Origin of the sequence: Microbulbifer mangrovi, from assembly GCF_002009015.1 — a bacterium.
Taxonomy (GTDB): domain Bacteria; phylum Pseudomonadota; class Gammaproteobacteria; order Pseudomonadales; family Cellvibrionaceae; genus Microbulbifer; species Microbulbifer mangrovi.
In genome coordinates this window covers 108,565-125,664 of sequence record NZ_LZDE01000347.1, presented here as the reverse complement: position 1 = coordinate 125,664, position 17,100 = coordinate 108,565, and the positions used below count along the sequence as shown (strand labels likewise).

13 protein-coding genes are annotated in these 17,100 nt (G+C 56.6%); 9 read left to right on the top strand and 4 right to left on the bottom strand.

Annotated features, from left to right (window positions below; all coding sequences use genetic code 11):
* Nucleotides 1–22 precede the first annotated feature (22 nt).
* The gene (locus B4U49_RS18615; RefSeq protein WP_158078657.1) at nucleotides 23–1,045 is read right to left on the bottom strand and encodes an aldose epimerase family protein; all 1,023 of its coding nucleotides are present in this window, start codon (nucleotides 1,043–1,045) and stop codon (nucleotides 23–25) included.
* Between the two features lie 208 nt (nucleotides 1,046–1,253).
* Between B4U49_RS18615 and B4U49_RS18610 the strand changes: the two genes are divergently transcribed.
* Entirely contained in the window at nucleotides 1,254–2,237 is a 984-nt protein-coding gene (locus B4U49_RS18610; protein ID WP_078086114.1) for a family 16 glycosylhydrolase, read from the top strand.
* Nucleotides 2,238–2,332: 95 nt separating this feature from the next.
* On the opposite strand, the gene B4U49_RS18605 is transcribed toward B4U49_RS18610, so the two are convergent.
* From B4U49_RS18605 to B4U49_RS18595, 3 genes are all read right to left on the bottom strand, one after another.
* Nucleotides 2,333–2,635 (bottom strand): DUF1330 domain-containing protein, encoded by a 303-nt coding sequence (locus B4U49_RS18605; RefSeq protein ID WP_078086113.1) that lies wholly within the window; start codon nucleotides 2,633–2,635, stop codon nucleotides 2,333–2,335.
* 91 nt (nucleotides 2,636–2,726) lie between these two features.
* Nucleotides 2,727–5,084, bottom strand: coding sequence for an alkaline phosphatase D family protein (locus B4U49_RS18600; RefSeq protein ID WP_078086112.1), 2,358 nt, complete (start codon nucleotides 5,082–5,084; stop codon nucleotides 2,727–2,729).
* A 24-nt stretch (nucleotides 5,085–5,108) separates the two neighbouring features.
* On the bottom strand, nucleotides 5,109–6,455 hold the full coding sequence (locus B4U49_RS18595) for a family 16 glycosylhydrolase (RefSeq protein ID WP_078086142.1): 1,347 nt from the start codon (nucleotides 6,453–6,455) through the stop codon (nucleotides 5,109–5,111).
* Nucleotides 6,456–6,833: 378 nt separating this feature from the next.
* On the opposite strand from B4U49_RS18595, the gene B4U49_RS18590 reads away from it, so the two are divergent.
* The 8 genes from B4U49_RS18590 to B4U49_RS18555 all read left to right on the top strand — a co-directional run bounded on the left by B4U49_RS18590 (nucleotide 6,834) and on the right by B4U49_RS18555 (nucleotide 17,099).
* Nucleotides 6,834–8,267: a sulfatase gene (locus B4U49_RS18590; protein ID WP_078086111.1), complete on the top strand. Its 1,434-nt coding sequence runs from the start codon at nucleotides 6,834–6,836 to the stop codon at nucleotides 8,265–8,267.
* Nucleotides 8,268–8,281: 14 nt separating this feature from the next.
* Nucleotides 8,282–9,445: a mandelate racemase/muconate lactonizing enzyme family protein gene (locus B4U49_RS18585; RefSeq protein ID WP_078086110.1), complete on the top strand. Its 1,164-nt coding sequence runs from the start codon at nucleotides 8,282–8,284 to the stop codon at nucleotides 9,443–9,445.
* A gap of 2 nt (nucleotides 9,446–9,447) precedes the next feature.
* The gene (locus B4U49_RS18580) at nucleotides 9,448–10,467 is read left to right on the top strand and encodes an SMP-30/gluconolactonase/LRE family protein (RefSeq protein WP_078086109.1); all 1,020 of its coding nucleotides are present in this window, start codon (nucleotides 9,448–9,450) and stop codon (nucleotides 10,465–10,467) included.
* Between the two features lie 88 nt (nucleotides 10,468–10,555).
* Nucleotides 10,556–12,175: a sugar porter family MFS transporter gene (locus tag B4U49_RS18575; RefSeq protein WP_275078298.1), complete on the top strand. Its 1,620-nt coding sequence runs from the start codon at nucleotides 10,556–10,558 to the stop codon at nucleotides 12,173–12,175.
* Nucleotides 12,176–12,211: 36 nt separating this feature from the next.
* Nucleotides 12,212–12,991, top strand: a complete 780-nt coding sequence (locus B4U49_RS18570) for an SDR family NAD(P)-dependent oxidoreductase (protein ID WP_078086107.1) — start codon at nucleotides 12,212–12,214, stop codon at nucleotides 12,989–12,991.
* Between the two features lie 332 nt (nucleotides 12,992–13,323).
* Nucleotides 13,324–14,754: an NAD-dependent succinate-semialdehyde dehydrogenase gene (locus B4U49_RS18565; protein ID WP_078086106.1), complete on the top strand. Its 1,431-nt coding sequence runs from the start codon at nucleotides 13,324–13,326 to the stop codon at nucleotides 14,752–14,754.
* Nucleotides 14,755–14,805: 51 nt separating this feature from the next.
* Entirely contained in the window at nucleotides 14,806–15,969 is a 1,164-nt protein-coding gene (locus B4U49_RS18560) for a mandelate racemase/muconate lactonizing enzyme family protein (protein ID WP_078086105.1), read from the top strand.
* Between the two features lie 110 nt (nucleotides 15,970–16,079).
* Nucleotides 16,080–17,099: a 2-dehydro-3-deoxygalactonokinase gene (locus B4U49_RS18555; RefSeq protein ID WP_078086104.1), complete on the top strand. Its 1,020-nt coding sequence runs from the start codon at nucleotides 16,080–16,082 to the stop codon at nucleotides 17,097–17,099.
* Nucleotide 17,100 lies beyond the last annotated feature (1 nt).

Sequence of the window (17,100 nt, the reverse complement as noted above, 5' to 3'; positions counted from 1 at the left end):
CGCGTAAATATCTCCAGTAATGTCAGTGTTTCAATAACCGCAAAACTAGAGACCATTCTCGTGTGCAGTGTGCCTGTACTATTGGGGCGAGGTTTCCGTTCACCAATTGAGCGAGGCCATCGGCGTTGCCGATGGCAGGCTCCAATACCAGGTTGAAATAGGGCGCGCCTCCGTCACCTGCCCAACCTTTGCAGTTCAGCCACAAGGCAATATGCGGGATTTCTGTTGGTGGCAATTCGAATTGTAATACCTCTTCGGTAGACGGATTTTCCAGACCGACAATCACCTTTTCTTCAGCGGTGGTGCAATCGTAAAAATCACTTTGCGACAGGACCTTCGCGGCATAACCCTTTGGCATTGTAATGTCTGGAATCACGGACAGGTTTTCACCTTTCAGTGAATTGGGCCAGTGAAACACATCGCCAGCGGCCAGAGGCGCGTGATCACTGGCATAGGAGCAATATAGCTGATGACCTTCCGGTAGTAGCAAACGCATACCCGGTTCCAGTTGCAGCGCCGGGTGCATACACCAGCTGAATGGAACCGGAGTGTCACTTATATTGTACAGGCAATATTTGAACTCAATTTTCCCTTCATCCGGCGATAAAGTGAGTGTGCGCTGAAACTCGCAGGGAAGTGTCTCGCAGGCTCGCGTTAGTGACAAAACTGCGCGACCGTCATGATCGGTTTCACAAGTCATTACTTCCCAGGGCCTTGCGTACAGCTCTCCGTGATCGGGCAGGGTGAGGCCAGAAAAAGCTCCTGAGTTTGTCGGCAGGGTACAGGCGTCAACACTGGGAAAACATTCATCTACTCCACCACTATCGTGTTTTTGCGTGTAACTATCATTCAGCGCGGCCTGCTCGTAGCCGATACGGTCGTTTTTCCAAAGCCACTCGGTTTGCGCGACTTTGCCGGAGCGCAGGCTGACAATTTTCCCTCCCAGCTCTGGAATAACGTCCAGAGCCAACTTCGAATTTTCTATCCGGTAGGCGGAGAGGCCCTCTATCAGAACAGGTTTGATACTTGCGGTGGTTTTCGCCATGGGTGCCATCTGGTTTGGGAGAGTGTGGGTACCGTCTGCGGTAGTTGTTGATTTTGCCGGGGGCGGCATTTTCTGCAACTGCAACAGTAGCTCGCGGGGTTGATCTGACTATGTGAAACATAATATGTTTACTCTGGAGTGTCTACTTGCCCAAGGAAGGCTGAAGTAGCGGGCACCGAGAACGAAACTGATTAATTGGAATAAAAAAATGCGCAGTAACAAAGCGTCTATTCACACCATATTGTGTGGGGCGGCTCTATTGGGGACTGGTCAGGGAACCCATGCTACAGAGGTATATCCCCTGTCCGACCCGGCAAACAGCGGCAAGTGGATTTACAACAGTGTGGTGAGCGACGAGTTCGACGCGCCCACTATCGATGAGGACCGCTGGTACATCGTGGGCAAGTTCGAAGATGGCAAGCCGGTCTACAAACACCCGGACAATCCGCACAAGAAGGTGTGGAAGGGCAGGGCGCCGTCGCAATTCTCCGGCCGCAATTACCGTCTGGAAGATGGCAAGTTGATTCTGGAAACCCGCTGGGAGCCGGATTTCCCGTTTACAAACGAAATCCGGGTGCCGGTTTTTGGCGAGGCGATGCCGCACGAAAATATCACCACCGCCTGCTTTATCTCGCGCAAGCCGTTCAAGTACGGCTATATCGAAATTAAGAGCAAGGCTGCGGATGCCGAAGTGTCCAGTGCATTCTGGTCAATGGGGGAGGGGCTTGAGTTTGATTTCTTCGAGCTGTTTGGCAGCCACCGCGAGGCGGGGAAGGAAGACAAAGATCGAGAACTTTGGTGGTCAATCCGCGACTGGGACAAGTTGCGAGGCAAGCCGACGTACACAGAGCGCAAGGATTTGGGATTCCGCGTGGCCGACGACTTCCATGTGTACGGTATCGAGTGGGACGAGACCGGCGTTAAGTATTACGTGGATGGAAAGCTGTTCACCTCGGTAACAGCGGAAGAGGCCACCAGATGGGCACGGGAAAACCGCGAGGTACTCGATGACTACGACGGTTACGTAGCCACAAAGCCGATTTACCTATGGTTGGATCAGGAAACCTTCCCCTGGGCCGGTCTTCCGGAGAGCAAGGAAGATCTGGAGCGCAACAGTCCTCCAGGTGAGAAGGACGATGGCGTGGTGGATTTCGCTATCGAATATGTGCGGGTTTGGCAAAAGGCCGGCTGAACTCGATCGCGTTTCTCTGGAAATTAATGCTGAGCCCGCACTTACTTAGAGCGAGGGCGCAGTCGGCGCAATCAGCCGTCTCGTTGGTATCGAAACTAGGCGAGGTCATCCTTGCCTTCAATCAGGTAGTGATTACTCACTGAACCCGCGGTGCGCTCTTTTAGGTGTGGGACGTACTCCGGGTCGCTCATGAAATCGAGCGCAGCCTGCTTGCTTGGCCACTCGATAACAATGCGCAGGGTGGCGTCTTCTCCCTGGCCTTCAAGACGCTCATGGCTCGATGTGCGGGCCAGGTATTTGCCGCCGTACTTGGCCACAAGGCGGTTGGCGGGCTCGATGTAGTCCGCCATCCATTCTTCCGTCGTGGGGGTAACGTCCAGAACCGAGTAGTATGTCATGGCGCCTCCTGGGTACAGATATAGAGTCTGGTGATCAACGGAAGTGTAGGAAGCGCGCACGTGATTGGTAGCCCAGTTTTTGGTGTTCGGCCTAGCTCAGCATATTGTCCCCGTGGTTTTCATCCTGGTGAATCGTGACGGGCCAGCCAGGAAATTGGTTGTTCGGACTGTTGTCGAGCACATTTACGAGATAACGGTAGGCTTGCATGGTAAAGGTGTGCTTTTCGGTATCGAAGGTGACAAACCCAAACCCGCTGCCCTTTTCATGGGCCTTGATATAGCGGTGCCGGGATTTGCCGACCTCCGGTATTCCCACCGCATACACGTAGACCTTGTTGCCAAAGCTATCGATGTATTCCCCAGTGTGCGGGAGTTTGTGCGTGGGCCTGTTCTGGTGCGGAATCGATAGCTGATCCGGTAGCCACCAGCGCGGCCAGCCCGCTGAAATCGCAGGCGTACAGAAGGACCAGTTACTATCGCGCTGCGCGTCGACGCCGTACTGAGCCAGCGACGGCAGGTGTGTATCGCCACAGATATGCAGCGCTTTGGATTCCCGCATGATCGCCACCGCCTGGTTGCGTGCAGGGCCAGGCCAACCACTGCTGTCAAAGTCATACTTCAGGTAGCGCTGCGGTGTGGGCTGGTGGGTTGAGATACCCGCGAAAACGGTCTGGCTGAGTACGGCTTTCATGGTGTGCCCGCGCCAGTCCTTCGCCCAGCGCGCGAGGAATGCTTCCTGTCGTGCACCGAGCAGTTCCGGTGACTCAGGGTTGATCGCCGGGTTGATGAAGGTGGGATCCTCATCGGTACCGGTTTCTCCCACCACCACGCCGGCCTGTTCAGGTCCGCTTTTCCACTGTCGGTCAGCCAGTATCGCGAAACCGACATTGCCGTACACCATGTCGCCGTAATAGCAGCTCATACCACTCGGGGTGGGCGTGGGATCGAAGGCTTCCGGGTGATGGCTGACACAGGTTCTGTGCACCGCGTTCACAAATCGTACGGGTTCTATATAGCCGCCGAAAAAGGAGGCGGAGGGATCCTTCTCGGGGAATTGGTTTGGCTCGCCGCCCTCGCCCCACAGGTTGCCCTGAAAGACATCGTGATCATCGGGCAGGCAGATTGTGGGTCGATCGCGCATGACGTCGCCGAACGCCCAGCCGAACTGATAGAACTTTCTTAGATAATTGAGGATCGCCTTGTTGAACGGGGATCGCACAATGCCGAATCCACCGTGGCTCTCATAAATTTGATCGCCGGAGAAAAACACCAGGTCTGGATCGAGCCGCGCGACATTGTCCACCACCGGGGCATAGGGAAAACTGTAGTCATTCTGGCAGGTCAGTGCCGCCATGCGTAACTCGCCGCTGTCCGGGTTGGCCCTGACGGTACCTTGCCAGATATCGGGGGTGACGCTGCCGTCCACATGTTGCTCGCGATAAATCACGCGGAAGGGCGTCGTGACTTTTTCGTCCCAATTGGCGACCCGAAAAGTGGCCACCCAGGCATCGGGATCGAGCGGTTGCAGTTGCAGCGTGATCCATTCATTTGCCCGCTGAACCTGAAGCTCGACGAGGGGGTTGTCTTCTGTACCCATGGGGGCACAGATGGCGCTGAGTTTCAGTACAAAACCTTCTTCTTTGCGCGAGTCGCTCAGGCTGTACATGGACCACAGAATTGGGCCGAATTTGCGCTCCGGCCTTACCTGAAACGCGTTGCCCTGTAGGTGCCACTCGGAAAACTGGTACAGGGCCCCGAGATCCTGCCCTTGGGCATTGGAGGGAAGGGCGAAGTTACTCACCAGCGCGACATTGCCGAGTACGTTGCTAGCGGCTACGACTTGCTCGAGGCTGCCAATTTTTTCCCCGCTCGCAACAACGTGGGCACTCAGTTGCAGAGAAACGGTACCGGATTGCGGTGTCGCCAAGAGAGTGAGTTGTATATCGGTATCATCGACAGGTTTGGAGAGTGGCGTGCTGTCACGCCCAATAACCAACTGATCACCCGCGATTCCCAGGTCGAGCCCCTTCTGGACGAAGCAGCTGCTCCGGTATTCGTCGATCTCGTTGTTTACGCCGAGCCTGATACCTGCGCCGCCCTGCTGTGGGTCGGAACCACTACGATGTACCACCACGGAAACCTGAAACGGCTGATCTGCATTTTCCAGGCGGTGAGTGAGGGAGTGGATACTGCGGTTACCGCTGCGACTTTTACACGTCGCCCGCCCCTGCACCAGGTGCCAGTCTTCCATGGGGTTTGCCCAGTAGTTTCCGCCGATCCAGACCCGGTCAAAGGTGTTTTTCCAGTTGTCCCGCAGCGCGGGACTAGCGGATGAGTGGTCTTTTTTTGCAGGATTTGGTGTGGGCTCACTGCATGCCAGGCTACTGGTGATGGCACTGGCGGTTACCAATTTGAGTGCGTCTCTGCGGGAGAATTTTTTATTGATCATTTCTTTTTGATTTATGAGTCAATTTTACTGATGGGTGGTCGCTACATTGATGGGTTCTACATTCCTGAGTGGAAATACATCGCGGCCATTGGAGGATCGGAAAACAGGAGTCAGGGCGTAGTAGTGCCCCTTCGGCAAATCTTTCGAAGGTGTCACGCCTGCTAGGTCGAGCTTCAGGTGTGCGATTCCGCCGTATCGCTTCTCTTTACTGGCGGTGGAGGCGTCTGAAGCGCTCGCGACAATTTTTACAAAGCCTTGCGTATTTTTTTCGGTTAAGTTCACGGTGATGCCGTTGTGCTTATCACGCACTACATGGTGATTGCTGCCTCCGTGGTACCCCACGTTGATATCCAACTGGCCGCCACTCTGGTAATCGGTACTGTGGTGCTTTTCGACATTCTCCACCCACACCGAGGGCAAAACTTCCCAAGCCTTGATGTAATCCACCTGCATGGTGGCGTCACCGGGAAAGCCCTCCGCCGTTACCGTATCCGGATTTGGATCCGCCCGATTACACTTCTCGTTGTAATTGATGAGTTGCCGGCGAAGCCCCATGGAAAAAATGACGTGCATCGGGCGGTGCCAGAAGAGATTGGGTTTCTCTCCGATGAGTTCGCCATCCACATACCAGCGGATTACATCTTTGCGATTCTCCACCGCGTATGTATGGAAGTCTTTCGAGGGATCGAAGGGTGCATCGAACTTGAGTAGTTGGGAATCGGGGAAGGGTTTGGGGCGTCGCCAAAAGGGTTTGCCATCTTCGCCGACAATGCGCGCGTGCAGGTTGTGGTCCATGACATGGATCGAGTCGACATCATTGGGGCCTGGACCGTACCAGTCCGCCTGTTGCAACTCGACGATATCGATTTCGCTGTAGTCCACGCTCCCGGGCACATTGCGATCCGGATACGGATGGCCGTCACTATATAACCAGAAAGCCGGGCTGAGCCCGGGGAAAAGCGTTACCCCTTTCATGCTCGCTTCGTAATAGCCGTAAACGCTGTCGTGAACAGATTTCACCGCGCCGGACTTGTAGTACAGCTCTCTGTGTTCTTTCTCTCCACCATTGCAGGCATCGCGAAAACTGCGCGTGTGGGTTTCCTGGGTGGCTGCGATGTTCAGCTTGCCATCTCGCACGTAGGCGTTGTCACTGTCGAATGTCCAGGCACCAATGACCAGGTCTCTCGGGGCGCTGGTCCACTTGGCGGTTTCCAGGCGGTTGCCATTGAAGTCGTCAGACAGTTTGCCCACTTCTCGCCATCGATGTTCCCCCGCTACTGCACCGAGAGGCCGGACCTCTTGCGCATGGGCAGTAGTAACCGTGAGAGCCAGCAATACGGCGTGTAATGGGTTGGTGCGCTTATCAGTCATGGAAGTCGTGTTCGCGAATGCGAAAGAGTGTTTGTCGGTCAGCATATTTAAGGTTGGCGCAGGCTAAAACGCGGACCTATTCACCCTACAGCAAACGTATTGCATTAACAAACATCATATGTTTGAATGCTCGATATTGCTATGATTTGACCAATAAATGTGCAGAATGTCGTGTCATTACATTCAGTCTTCCCATTCGGGTATCCCCGGGGAGCGTACCTGGGGTTTGGTTACCAGTAGCAGCACCATCATCCGCATCTTCTAATCTCACAGGTTGGATGACTTGAAAGATGCCCCTGCAATGCTTCCGGCTGGCACGACCCGCTTGCCGATAGATTCAGGGGCTTTTTGATTAAGCGTGAAGTTAAAAAGAAAATAATGAAAACAAAGATTCTGTTTTTCGTGCTGGCTGTGATCTCAGTTAGTGCATGTGCCAAAAGTGATTCTTCCAGTGAAGCGTCTGAGCGTCCGCCGAATATCATTCTGCTGTTTGCCGACGATGCCGGCTTTAACGACTTCGGCTTTCAGGGCAGCAAGGTCATGCAAACTCCCAATCTGGACAAGATTGCCGGTGAGGGCGTGCGATTTACCCAGGGATATGTTTCCGATGCTACCTGCGGTCCTTCCCGCGCTGGCCTGATGACGGGCAAGTACCAGCAGCGCTTTGGCTATGAAGAAATCAATGTGCCCGGTTACATGAGCGAGAACTCTGCGCTCACAGGTGCGGACATGGGGCTGCCACTGGATCAGAAAACCATGGCGGACTACCTGAAAGAGCGCGGCTACAAGACTGCGGTCTACGGCAAGTGGCACCTGGGTGACGCCGACCGCTTCCATCCTCTGAAGCGTGGCTTTGACGAGTTCTACGGCTTCCGCGGTGGCGACCGCAGCTATTTCAAGTACGACGGCGAGAACCCCCTAGGTAATGTGGCTTCCGCCTACGACAAAAAACTGGAACGCGGCCTGGGGCATTACGAGGAGCACGAAGGTTATTTGACTGATGTGCTGGCGGATGAGGCCGCGCAGTTCATCGAGCAGAACCAGAATCATCCCTTCTTTATCTACCTGGCGTTTAATGCGGTACACACACCCATGGAAGCGCTGGAAGAAGACATGCAGCGTTTCCCGCAGTTGAGTGGCAAGCGCCGCGAGCTGGCCGCCATGACCCTGGCCATGGACCGTGCAACCGGGCGGGTCATGGACAAGCTGGAGGCGCTGGGTCTGTCGGACAATACCATCGTGGTTTTCTCCAATGACAACGGTGGCCCCACCGACAAAAACGCTTCCAGTAACTACCCGCTGGCGGGAACCAAGTCCAACCACCTCGAAGGGGGCCTACGAGTGCCTTTCCTGCTGCGCTGGCCGGCCAAAGTGCCCGCGGGAGTGGATTACGATTTCCCGGTTTCCACGCTCGACCTGTTGCCTACCTTTTACGAGGCCGCCGGTGGTGATGAGTATGCATCCAAGATCGACGGGGTAAACCTGCTGCCCTACCTGACCGGGGAAAACACCGATCGACCGCACCAGAAGATGTACTGGAAAAAGGAAACCCGTGCGGTCATTCGCGACGGCGACTGGAAACTGATTCGCCACGCAGACCGCCCGGCTGAACTTTACGATTTGTCTCAGGATGTCGGCGAGCAGAACAACCTGGCGGGCAAAGAGCCTGAGCGGGTAGAGCAGATGTTCAGAGACCTGTTTGCCTGGGAGCTGACACTGGAGCGCCCGCGCTGGCTGCTGAAGCGCAAATTCGAAAAATACGATGTGGATCGCATGGACCAGTATCGTATCCCACAGAAACCTGACGCCTGATACGGGGATTACCGATGAAAATTGAAGCTATTGAGACGCTGTTCGGTGCCGTAGGCAATCGCAACCAGCTGCTGGTCAAAGTGGTCACCGAGTGCGGCATTGTTGGCTGGGGCGAGTCCGGTCTTTCCGGCCGCGAGCGCGCGGTGATCGGGGCCATGGATCACTTCCGCCCATTTCTACTGGGCAAGGATCCGCGTCAGATAGGGCGCATCTGGCAGGAGGTTTACCGCGGCCATTACTTTGAAGGTGGTCGCGTGTTTACCGCGGCCATGTCCGCGCTGGATATTGCTCTGCACGATATCGTCGGCAAGGCGCTGGGGGTGCCGGTATACCAGCTCCTCGGCGGCAAGCAGCGCGAGCGTATTCCCACCTTTGCCTGCTGCTATACCGAGGCCGACCCGGATCGCCTGGATGAGTTGGTAAAAGAGGTGCAGGCGCTGGTGGATCTTGGCTGGACCACCATCCGTGTGATTCCCGCCGGATTTGATCACCCTGAAGTGTTTGAGCCTCGCGATTCCATCGCGCGCACCGCGCGCTGCCTCACCGAGCTGCGCAAGATCATTGGCCCGGATATCACCCTGGGTATCGACTACCACCACCGCCTCGGTGTGGCCGAGGCAGCTTCCTTCTGCCAGCGCCTGGCACCGGGCACCCTGGATTTTATCGAGGAGCCCATTCGCAACGAGTCCCCGGATGCCTACGCCACCCTGCGCGGCATGACCGAGGTGCCGTTTGCCATTGGTGAGGAATTCAGCTCCAAGTGGGCGGCGGCGCCGTACCTGGAACGCGGGCTGACCCAGTACCTGCGCGTGGATGTGTGCAATATCGGCGGTTTTACCGAGGCCATGAAAGCGGCTTCCCTGGCTGAGACCCACTATGTGGACGTGATGCCGCACAACCCGCTGGGGCCAGTGTGCACTGCCGCCTCCAACCATTTTGCCGCGGTGCTGCCGAACTTCAGCCTGATGGAAACGCACCAGGGGCCTTTCTGCAAATTTGGCTTCCACGACCCGGCGCTGTTCCCGGTCCAGCACAAGTTGGATGGGTGCGATTTTATGGTGCCGGAAGTGCCGGGGCTCGGTGTTGAGGTTGATGAAGACGCATTCCGCCAGTCGGCGCCTGTGCCTGTCGAACCGCCGCACCTGAGTAAGCCGGATGGGTCAGTGACCAACTGGTAAGAATGGATAATTCAATATTTCTGGTGAACCGCCGGCAGTGGCTGCTGGGCGCCCTGGCGATCGGCCTCGGTGTTCCCCGCGCTTCTGCCCAGCACAGTGAACATAACCATATGACAGCTAGTACCGAATCCAATCCGGCAGACGTTTCTGCGGAAGTCTTTGATGATCGAATCTGTGCATTGGGGGAGGGCCCTCTGTGGCACCCGCAGCGCAAGACCCTGTATTGGGTCGATCTGCTGAACAATCGTGTTCTGGCCCGGGGCAAATCCGGTGTCGATGAATGGGATCTCGGCGAGATGCCTTCTGCGCTGGCGTGGATCGATACCGAGCGCATGCTGGTGGCCTGTGAAAGCGGCCTGAATATCCTGTCCCTGGATACCGCTGAAAAGACCTTGCTGTGTACGCTCGAGCCGGAAATGCCGGGCAACCGCAGTAACGACGGTCGCGCCGACCCCTGGGGTGGCTTCTGGATTGGCACCATGGGCAAGAATGGTGAGCCGGGGCAGGGCAACCTGTATCGCTGGTATCGGGGTGAGCTGCGCAAGCTGGATACCGGACTGACCGTGCCCAATGGTCTTTGTTTTGATCGCGAACGCCGCCTGGCGTACTACGCCGACTCCGCCGCAAACACCGTGTACAAGCTGGCGCTGGATGCACAGACCGGGTGGCCGGAATCAGAGCGGGAGGTGCACCTGGACCTGGCAGAGGAGCAGCTGATCCCGGACGGCGCGGTAGCCGATGCCGCAGGCAATATGTGGACTTCCCTGTGGGACGCGGCCCGCACCCAGTGTTACAGCCCGCAAGGGGAGGTGCTGGGCGCGTTGAAGGCACCGGTGATCCGCACTACCTGCCCGGCGTTTGGCGGCGAAGACTTTACCGATATGTATGTGACCACCGCCGCGGTGGGGTTGGAAGATGCAACCGATGCCCCCGTCGCCAACGGCGTGACACTGGTGTACCGCAATGCGGTGCAGGGACAGCCAGAACCCGCGGTGATACTGGATGGTGTTGTGGCCGGCTGACACGGGTTGAGCAAAAGGAATGCGTTGCCACTCCAAACATCATATGTTTAAATAAGTCCTATAGGTCGCTGGGGGTCTCCTACCGGCGATCAGCGATGAAGAATTCAACAAGGTACCAACAATGAATAACAATAGTGCCGCCAGTAATGTCACCAAGTTTGCACTGATCGCCGCCTTCGGCGGTTTTGTGTTCGGACTGGATGCTGCAAATATTTCCGGCGCGGTGCGCTTCGTCAGCTCCCAGTTTGAGCTGAGCAGTATGCAGGTGGGCACCCTGGTGGGTTGTGCCATCGTCGGTGTGATTATTGCGCTGTTTTTCACTGGTACCCTGTGTGAGCGTTTTGGCCGCAAGAAAGTACTGCTTGCCATTGCAGGTACTTACTCTCTCTCCACACTTATTTCGGCCTTCGCCGTGGACTACAACATGTTGGTCCTCGGCCGTTTTATTGGTGGTGTCGCCTTCGCCTCGATCACGGTTTCGGCCATGTATATCGGTGAAGTGGCGCCGGCGGACAAGCGCGGCAAGTTTGTCTCGGTGAATCAGTTGCTGATTACCCTGGGCAGCCTGCTGGCGTTTATCGTCAATTATTTCCTCGTCAAATCCATGGCGGATATCAGCTGGATTCACAACGAAAACGTGTGGCGGCTGATGCTGGGTTTCGAGCTGGTGCCGAATGTCATCTGGTTCTCCCTGCTACTGACTATTCCCGAATCTCCACGCTGGCTGGTAACCCGGGGCCGCGAACAGGAAGCGCGTGAAGTATTTGCCCGTGTTGCGCCTGAGTCCCAGGTGAGCAGCCTGGTCAACGAAGTGCGTGGCAGTATTGATGATGAGCGCAGCAACAGCACCTTGGAACAGCTTAAAACCCTGTTCAGCAAGCCCATGCGCCTCGTGGTGCTCATCGCAGTTTGCTATGCGGTAGTGCAGGGCGCGACCGGCATGAACGCAGTGCTTTTCTACGCGCCGACTGTGTTTGAGCAGGTGGGCATGAGCGTGGAAGACAGCTTTATGCAGACCATTGTTCTGGGCCTGGTGGCCGTGGTGTTTACTCTGGTTGCCATCACTACCGTGGAGAAGCTCGGCCGCCGTGTGCTGACGCTTGCGGGCCTTGCGCTGATTGTGGTTGCTCATGCATCTACTTGGTACGGCTTTGAGTCTGCCCGCTATACCCTGGATGAAAATGCGATCGCGACCCTGGAGGCGCAGCAGGTCGATGCAACGCCGCTGGCTCCCTATATCGGCAAGACTTACGAGAACGATGTTGAGCTGAAGAACGATATCGCCGCAGTTTACTCGAAGAAGGATGTGCCGCTGGTGAGCGGGCCCATCATCAATTCCACCATTGAAATCAGTGCGGGCTTTGTGCTCTTCGGGATTTTCGCTTTCCTTGCCGCATTCAATATGTCTATCGGGCCGGTGATGTGGGTGATTTTCTCGGAGATTTTCTCCAACCGGGTGCGCAGTGTGGCACTGCCATTTGCCGCGCTGGTGCAGAGTATTTCCAGCTATCTGATCCAGCAGTTCTTCCCATGGCAGCTGGAGCACCTCGGAGCGGCCAATACTTTCCTGAATTACGGTGTGATTGCGTTTATCGGTATGCTGGTCATGCTGATGATCCTGCCGGAGACGAAAAATAAGTCTATCGAGCAGATCGAAAAAGACCTGGTTCGTCCCGATACAGCTGCAAAGCCGGAACTGGCGACCTGAGTCACCAGTGTGGCGGATGTATAGAGAGCGGTAGTTATGAGTGCACGTCTGCAAGGTAAGGTCGCCATTGTCACCGGTGCATCGGATGGCATTGGCAGTGCCATCGCCCGTCTGTTTGCTGCCGAAGGCGCAAAAGTTTGTGTGGCGGATATTGATGTTGAGCGCGGCCTGGCATTGGTTGAAGAGCTGAGGGCCGCAGGGCAGCAGGCTATTTTTGCCAATACCGATATTGCCGATGAGGCATCGGTCAACGCCATGGTGGAGGCCACCCGCGAGCAGCTGGGAAGCCCGGACATTCTGGTAAACAACGCCGCCCTGACTCCGATGGGCAAAAGTGTGTTGGATGTGTCGCGGGAGCAGTGGCAGAAGAACTTTGCCGTGAACGTGGACGGAATGTGGCACTGCTGTCGCGCGGTGCTGCCGATGATGCAAGCGGCCGGCGGTGGCAGCATTATTAATATTGGTTCTGTGCACTCTTTCAAAATAGTGCCGGACAGTTTCCCATACGCGGTGACCAAGCACGCGGTGGTGGGGCTGACGCGGACCCTGGCGGTGGAGTTTGGCCCCGACAATATCCGTGTGAATGCATTGTGTCCGGGGATGGTCGAAACCCCCAACGCATTCAAGGCCTGGGAGCAAACCGAAGATCCCGAGGCGATACGTAAGGCCATCGGCGATGTGCATCCGTTGCGCCGCAACGCCAGCACAGAAGAAATCGCCTATCCGGCACTGTTTCTGGCAAGTAGTGAATCAAGTTTCATGACTGGGCACAGTCTTGTTGTGGACGGAGGGCGCTCGGTGCTCTACCACGATTGAGTGTGGTTTCTCATCTCGCCACACTCCCACTTTGGTTATGCGTGTTGCGCACAAAGTGTTGTCTTGCCGGCGTCCTCACGGGCGCCGGCTTTTTTATTTCTGGCCGCTGCATATGCTCCCGCTATTTGCTGCTGCTCTCCTGCTGTTCTCTTTCGTCTGTCTTGTTGCCGATCCGCCGGGCCAAATGGCTGTGAATCTTCACAAACGTATTGTTAGTGTAAACATCATATGTTTAAATTGTTCGTAACTGGAACGAATCAATAAGCTTGAGGTAGGTGGTTGCGGGCTTCTTTCGCGCGGTCGCCACCTGAGCTAGCAACAGGGGACTCACTATGGCAATGGCCAAGCGCATGTACATCGGGGGCGCGCTACAAGGCGACTCTTACCTGGATGTCGTCAATCCGGCGACTGAAGAAGTTGTCGCCAGTGTTGCAGAGGCGAGCATTGCAGACGCCCACAGCGCACTGGAAGCCGCACAAGCTGCATTTCCTTCCTGGTCTACCACCAGCGTCGCCGAGCGCGTCAGCTGGATGCACAAGCTGCGTGATGCGGTCCTTGCTAATGAAGCTCACCTGCGCGAGTGCATCCACCTGGAAATGGCCAAGCCCTGGGCGGCCACCAAAGACGATTACCAGATGCTCGTGCACAGTCTCGAGTTCTACGCGGAAGAAATTACCCGACTGCACGCGGAGTCCCTGGTGGACCGGGAAGGCACCCATGTGCATACCCTGTCGCGTCAGCCCGTCGGCGTGGCTGCCGCCTTCCTGGCCTGGAACTTCCCGCTGTTGAATCTGGCTTACAAGCTTGGCCCTGCACTGGCCGCTGGCTGCCCGATTGTGATCAAGCCCTCTTCCAAGACACCACTTTCCGCTTACGCGGTTGGCGAACTCTGCGCTGAGATCGGCCTGCCGGCGGGTGTGGTGAATATCATCGCCGGTGTGGATCACGAGATTGGCGATGCCATTTCGGCCTCCACCATTCCCGCGCTGCTGACTTTAATTGGTTCCACGCAAACCGGTATGCATGTGATGCGCACCGGTGCCACTTCCATCAAACGGTATTCCATGGAGCTGGGCGGTAATGCGCCGGCGCTGGTATTTGCCGATGCGGACCTTGACCAGGCCGCGGATGTTATCTGTGGCGTCAAATACGGTAACTCCGGCCAGATCTGTGTAACCCCAAACCGGGTATTTGTGGAAGCGGGTGTCGCCGATGCCTTCCGGGAGAAAGTACTGGAGCGCGCGGCAGCGGTAAAAGTGGGTTACGACCGCGATGCGGATATCGATATGGGGCCGGTTATTGACCAAGGTTCCTGGCAGCGCATTGATGGGTTGGTAAAAGATGCGGTGGAGAAGGGTGCGACCCTGCTGCACGGCGGCAATAAACCGGAAGGTCTTGCAAAGGGCGCTTACTACGCACCCACCGTGCTGGACGGCGTAAACAATACTATGCGCCTTTACGATGAGGAAGTGTTTGGCCCGGTGATCAGCTTGCTGACCTTTACCGATGAGGATGAAGTACTGGCTCAGGCCAATGACACGGATGCGGGCCTGTCGTCGTACATCTTTACGGCGGATATTGAAAAAGCCGAGCGCTGTGCGGCCCAGCTGCAATTTGGCGAAGTGCAAATTAACGGCATCAAGTACGCCATTGATCTGCCGCACTGCGGCGTGAAGCAATCCGGTATCGGGGTGGATTGCTCGCACCTGGCACTGGATGATTACCTGGCGCCGAAACGGGTAACGCGGGCGATTAAAAAATAAAACTCGGATTGTATTGGGAAAAATTTTGGGGACAGATTTGGGAATAGCTCCATGAAAATAACAAAAATCATCAGCCACGTACTGCAATACGATCTCGAAGAAGAGTTGGGGTATTCACAGCAGTATTATTTGAAGCGCACCACCCACCTGGTGGAAGTGCAAACCGACGTGGGCATCACCGGCTGGGGTGAATGTTTCGGTGGCGGCAATGTGGCCTTTGCCAACAAGGCCATTGTGGAAAAAGTGATCCAGCCGATGATCCTGGGTATGAACCCAATGGATCGGGAAGTGATCTGGCACACGGTGTACAACCTGTTGCGCGACCACGGCCAGAAGGGCATGCCCATGCAGTCCCTGTCCGGTGTGGATATTGCCCTGTGGGATATTGCCGGCAAGGCATTGAATCAGCCGGTGTACCAGCTGCTCGGCGGCGCCTTCCGCGAGCGTATTCCCGCATACGGTTACGGCATGATGCTGCAGCGTGTACCCGACCTGAAAGAGCGCTTTGCCGCCGAAGCCGTCGCCATCCGCGAGAAGGGTTTCAAGGCGATGAAAATGAAAACCGGCCTGGGTCACAAGAAAGACGTAGAGCTGGTGGAAGCGGTGCGCAACGCCATCGGCGACGACGTGGGGCTGATGGTGGATGCCAACCATGCGTACACCACCCGCGAAGCCATCCCTATGGGCCGCGAGTTTGAAAAGCTGGGGGTTGACTGGTTTGAAGAGCCGGTCGCACCGGAAGACTACCGCGGCTATCGCGACCTGTGCGAAGCGTTAGATCTGAATATCTCTGGTGGTGAGTGCGAGTTCACTCGCTGGGGTCACCGCGAACTCATCCAGAACCGCTGTGTGGATATCCTGCAGCCGGAAGTTTGTGCTCTGGGTGGCATTACCGAGTACCAGAAAGTGCTGGCACTGGCGACTGCCAACTTTATTCCGGTAGTGAACCATGTCTGGGGCTCCGCCGTGGCAGTGGGTACCAACTTGCATCTGCTGGCCGCACTGCCGGACCTGCCCGGCGCCGCGCACCCGGTGCAGCCAATGCTGGAATACGACACCACTCCAAACCGCTTCCGCGAAGAGCTGCTTACCGAGCCCCTGCGCATCCAGGAGCAGGTGGCGGAGAGTGGCGGCACGGTAGCCCTGCCGAAGGGCCCGGGTCTCGGTATCGAACCGGACCGCGACTTTATCAAACACTTTGAAGTTGACGCCTGACGTCAGCTGACGGTTTTAAACCGCAAGTCGCAAACTCCATATCTGAAGCCCCGGCGGTCTACCGAATGTAAGTAGTCGACCGGGGTTTTTATTATCTGACGGATAGCTCCATGACAGAACACTCAAGCGCTTCACCAGCCCTGATCGGCGTTGACTGGGGTAGCTCCAACTTCCGCGCATTCCTCATGGATCGCAACGGCGAGCTGGTGCAGGAAATCACCAGCCCCAAAGGCATGCTAACCATCGATCAGAACGGGTTTGAACCTTTTCTGCTGGAGCAAATCGCGCCCTGGTTGGAAGGTGGCAAGCTTCCGGTGTTGATGACCGGCATGGTGGGCAGCGCCCAGGGCTGGAAAGATGCGGGCTATGTGGATTGCCCGCTGCCGCTGTCGGCCATGGGGCAGAAACTCTGCCAAATTGAAAGCAGCGCTGGGCTTTCCATGGCGATTGTTCCCGGTGTGCGCGGCCGCTCCTTCAGTGGCTTCGCCGATGTGATGCGTGGGGAAGAAGTGCAGATCCTCGGCGCTGTGTTACTTCAGGCAGAAAACACAAACGCCAGCGGCGGCACGGCGGGTTTGCGCTTGATGTGCTTGCCCGGTACCCACGCCAAGTGGGCGAGGGTGGACTTGTGCTCTGTGGCGAGCGCCGGGCCCGAACAGGGCATTATGGATTTTGCCACCTGCATGACCGGTGAGCTGTTCAATGTCCTGTGTCAGCACAGTATTCTGGGCCGACTGATTCCCGTAGATTCCGAAGGCAAGATAGCCAGCCCGTTCAATGACGCTGCGTTTGACCGCGGTGTCGCCATGGCGGCGGAGCATCCCAGCCTGCTGCATACCCTGTTCAGTGCGCGCAGCGCCGTTGTAGCCGGGGCCATACCAGATACGTTCCAGTTGACCGAAGACGAAGTGCACAGCTATCTGTCCGGGGTATTGATCGGGGCGGAAATGCACACTGTCACCGCAGAAATTGGCCGCCCCTCCCATGTCACCCTGGTGGGCGGCGGCAACCTCACTTCCCTGTACCAGCGCGCGCTCGAACTGCACGACATTCCGTCCGAGAGCATCGAAGGCGATCGCGCAGTGCGCCGCGGCCTCGTTGCCATTGCCGGTAACGCCGGCCTGCTGTAAC

Bases quoted from the DNA above. Each gene is read 5' to 3' on its own strand.
- B4U49_RS18615 (WP_158078657.1), bottom strand. From the start codon at position 1,045: ATGGCGAAAACCACCGCAAGTATCAAACCTGTTCTGATAGAGGGCCTC.
- B4U49_RS18610 (WP_078086114.1), top strand. From the start codon at position 1,254: ATGCGCAGTAACAAAGCGTCTATTCACACCATATTGTGTGGGGCGGCT.
- B4U49_RS18605 (WP_078086113.1), bottom strand. From the start codon at position 2,635: ATGACATACTACTCGGTTCTGGACGTTACCCCCACGACGGAAGAATGG.
- B4U49_RS18600 (WP_078086112.1), bottom strand. From the start codon at position 5,084: ATGATCAATAAAAAATTCTCCCGCAGAGACGCACTCAAATTGGTAACC.
- B4U49_RS18595 (WP_078086142.1), bottom strand. From the start codon at position 6,455: ATGACTGATAAGCGCACCAACCCATTACACGCCGTATTGCTGGCTCTC.
- B4U49_RS18590 (WP_078086111.1), top strand. From the start codon at position 6,834: ATGAAAACAAAGATTCTGTTTTTCGTGCTGGCTGTGATCTCAGTTAGT.
- B4U49_RS18585 (WP_078086110.1), top strand. From the start codon at position 8,282: ATGAAAATTGAAGCTATTGAGACGCTGTTCGGTGCCGTAGGCAATCGC.
- B4U49_RS18580 (WP_078086109.1), top strand. From the start codon at position 9,448: ATGGATAATTCAATATTTCTGGTGAACCGCCGGCAGTGGCTGCTGGGC.
- B4U49_RS18570 (WP_078086107.1), top strand. From the start codon at position 12,212: ATGAGTGCACGTCTGCAAGGTAAGGTCGCCATTGTCACCGGTGCATCG.
- B4U49_RS18565 (WP_078086106.1), top strand. From the start codon at position 13,324: ATGGCAATGGCCAAGCGCATGTACATCGGGGGCGCGCTACAAGGCGAC.
- B4U49_RS18560 (WP_078086105.1), top strand. From the start codon at position 14,806: ATGAAAATAACAAAAATCATCAGCCACGTACTGCAATACGATCTCGAA.
- B4U49_RS18555 (WP_078086104.1), top strand. From the start codon at position 16,080: ATGACAGAACACTCAAGCGCTTCACCAGCCCTGATCGGCGTTGACTGG.